Below are 3,124 nucleotides of genomic sequence, written 5' to 3' on the forward strand. Positions count from 1 at the left end.
CCCCGCCTACGCCTCCGCCGCCACCCCCACCGTCCCCGACGCCCTCCACGCCCTGGCCGCCCGGGGGCGCACCCGGGTCGCCGTCGCCTCCTACTTCACCGCCCCCGGCCGCTTCACCACGGAGTGCGCGGCGGCGGCCCCCTGGATCGCCTCCGCCCCCCTGGCCACCCACCCCGCCATCCCCGACCTCCTCCTCCACCGCTACGACGAGGCCGTGAGCACCCCGTCCACCACACCTCTGGAGCTGGCGCCCGCCTCCTGACCGCTCAGGGGCGCGGGCACTTCAAGGGGCGCGGGGAACTGCGCAAAGGGGGGTCTGGGGCGCAGCCCCAGGGACGGGAAGGGAAAGGGCGGCGCGGGCGAAAACCCGAAGGCGGGACCCACCACGCCCCACCGCCACCCGTACCCCCCACTGTCACACCTCCCCCGTACTGTCATGACATGGAAGGCACCGCACCCCCCACCGCATACGACCCGGCATCGGTCGCCCGCTACGCCCCGGAACCCGACAAACGCCCCGGCCGCACCGCCTTCCAGCGCGACCGCGCCCGCGTCCTGCACTCCGCGTCCCTCCGCCGCCTCGCCGGAAAGACACAGGTCGTCACCCCCGGCGGACAGCACCAGGTGTGGGACGCCAGCCCCCGCACCCGCCTCACCCACTCCCTCGAATGCGCCCAGGTCGGCCGCGAGCTCGGCGCCGCCCTCGGCTGCGACCCCGACCTCGTCGAGGCCGCCTGCCTCTCCCACGACCTGGGCCACCCGCCCTTCGGCCACAACGGCGAACAGGCGCTGAACGAGTTCGCGGAGGACTGCGGCGGCTTCGAGGGCAACGCCCAGTCGCTGCGCCTGCTCACCCGCATCGAACCCAAGCGGTTCACCCCCGAGGGCTCCGTCGGCCTGAACCTCACCCGCGCCGCCCTCGACGCCGCCACCAAGTACCCCTGGCCCCGCGGCGCCCACCCCACCGACCCGGCCTCACCGAAGTTCGGGGTCTACGACGACGACCGCCCCGTCTTCGACTGGGTCCGTCAGGAGGCCCCCGGTACCCGCGTCTGCTTCGAGGCCCAGGTCATGGACTGGGCCGACGACGTGGCCTACTCGGTGCACGACGTGGAGGACGGCCTGCACGCCGGCCACCTCGACCCCAACTGCCTGCACGCCGATCCGGAACGGGACGCCGTCTTCGCCGTCGCCGTCGGCCGGTACGTCCCCGCCGGCACCGACCCCGCCGAACTGGCGGAAGCCCTCGACCGCCTCCTCGACCAGGACTGGTGGCCGCACGGCTACGACGGCACCGCCACCGCCCAGGCCCGCCTCAAGGACGCCACCAGCCAGCTCATCGGCCGCTTCTGCCTCGCCGCGGAGGGCGCCACCCGGCAGGCCTTCGGCACCGGGCGCCTCACCCGATACGGGGCCGAGCTGGTCGTACCGCGCGGCACCCGCATGGAGTGCGCGGTCCTCAAGGCGGTCGCCGACCGCTACGTCATGCAGCGCGCCGAACAGGCACTGCTCCGCGCCGACCAGCGCGTCGTCGTACTCGAACTGGCCGAGGCGCTCACCGCCCGCGCCCCCGACGGACTGGACCCGCAGTTCCGCACCCTGTTCCACGGGGCACCCGACGACCGCGCCCGCAAGCGGGCGATCGTCGACCAGATCGCGTCCCTCACGGACGCCTCCGCCCGCTCGCTCCACGCCCGGCTCACGGGGCGGCCGTGAGCGGAACGGCCACGGACGGGCCATGACCCGCGTGGCCTGATCAACGCGCTCCCCCTTACGGCATGATTTCGCGTGCGGGACGCTCAAGGTGGCAACACCCCCAAGAGGAGGCATCACGTGGTCGACGCGGATCAGACTTTTGTCATCGTCGGAGGCGGACTGGCCGGCGCCAAGGCGGCCGAGGCGCTGAGAACGGAGGGCTTCACCGGCCGCGTGATACTGATCTGCGACGAACGCGACCACCCGTACGAGCGTCCGCCCCTGTCCAAGGGCTACCTCCTCGGCAAGGAGGAACGCGACAGCGTCTTCGTCCACGAGCCCGCCTGGTACGCGCGACACGACGTCGAGCTGCACCTCGGCCAGACCGTCGACGCCATCGACCGTGCCGCGAAGACCGTCCGCTTCGGCGACGACGGCACCACCGTCCGCTACGACAAACTGCTGCTCGCCACCGGCGCCGAGCCGCGCCGCCTGGACATCCCGGGCACGGACCTCGCGGGCGTCCACCACCTGCGGCGCCTCGCCCACTCCGAGCGCCTCAAGGGCGTGCTGTCCTCCCTCGGCCGGGACAACGGCCATCTGGTGATCGCCGGCGCCGGCTGGATCGGCCTGGAGATCGCGGCGGCGGCACGTCAGTACGGCGCGGAGGTCACCGTCGTCCACCGGGGGCAGACCCCGCTGCACTCGGTCCTCGGCCCCGAGCTCGGCCAGCTCTTCGCCGACCTGCACCAGGAGCACGGGGTGCGCTTCCACTTCGGTGCCACGCTCACCGAGATCACCGGACAGGACGGCATGGTCCTCGCCGCCCGCACCGACGACGGCGAGGAGCACCCCGCGCACGCCGTCCTCGCGGCGATCGGCGCGGCCCCGCGGGTCTCTCTCGCGGAGGCCGCGGGACTGGAGCTCGCCGACCGCGCGGCCGGCGGGGGCGTCCTCGTCGACGCGCGGCTGCGCACCTCCGATCCGGACGTCTACGCGGCCGGAGACGTCGCCTCCTTCCCGCACGGCCTCTTCGACACGCGGCTGCGGGTGGAACACTGGGCCAACGCGCTGAACGGCGGCCCGGCCGCGGCCCGCTCGATGCTGGGCCGGGAGGAGGACTACGACCGCGTTCCCTACTTGTTCAGCGACCAGTACGACCTGGGCATGGAGTACTCCGGGTGGGCGCCGCCCGGCTCGTACGACCAGGTGGTCGTCCGGGGGGACGCGGGAAAGCGGGAGTTCATCGCGTTCTGGGTGAAGGAGGGGCGCGTCCTCGCGGGCATGAACGTGAACGTGTGGGATGTCACGGATCCGATCCAGCGCATGATCCGGTCCCGGGAGCGGGTGGACACGGAGGCACTGGCGGATCCGCACGTGCCGCTGGAGAGTCTGGCCGGCTAGGGCTGTCGTTCGGATCAGGCCGCGG

General features: G+C 73.3%; 2 protein-coding genes and 1 pseudogene. All 3 read left to right on the plus strand.

The genetic code is table 11. The features are described from left to right. Positions 1-262: pseudogene (locus B9S61_RS10245) on the plus strand (sirohydrochlorin chelatase); the annotation flags it as partial. A 179-nt stretch (positions 263-441) separates the two neighbouring features. Beyond that, on the plus strand, positions 442-1,716 hold the full coding sequence (locus tag B9S61_RS10250; protein WP_103541983.1) for a deoxyguanosinetriphosphate triphosphohydrolase: 1,275 nt from the start codon (positions 442-444) through the stop codon (positions 1,714-1,716). A gap of 117 nt (positions 1,717-1,833) precedes the next feature. Then, on the plus strand, positions 1,834-3,099 hold the full coding sequence (locus B9S61_RS10255; protein WP_103541984.1) for an NAD(P)/FAD-dependent oxidoreductase: 1,266 nt from the start codon (positions 1,834-1,836) through the stop codon (positions 3,097-3,099). Positions 3,100-3,124 lie beyond the last annotated feature (25 nt).

This window comes from Streptomyces sp. SM1 (assembly GCF_002910825.1).
GTDB lineage: Bacteria > Actinomycetota > Actinomycetes > Streptomycetales > Streptomycetaceae > Streptomyces > Streptomyces okerensis.

What these genes read in the sequence shown, in the direction of transcription:
- B9S61_RS10250 (WP_103541983.1), top strand. Translation starts at nt 442, where the DNA reads ATGGAAGGCACCGCACCCCCCACCGCATACGACCCGGCATCGGTCGCC.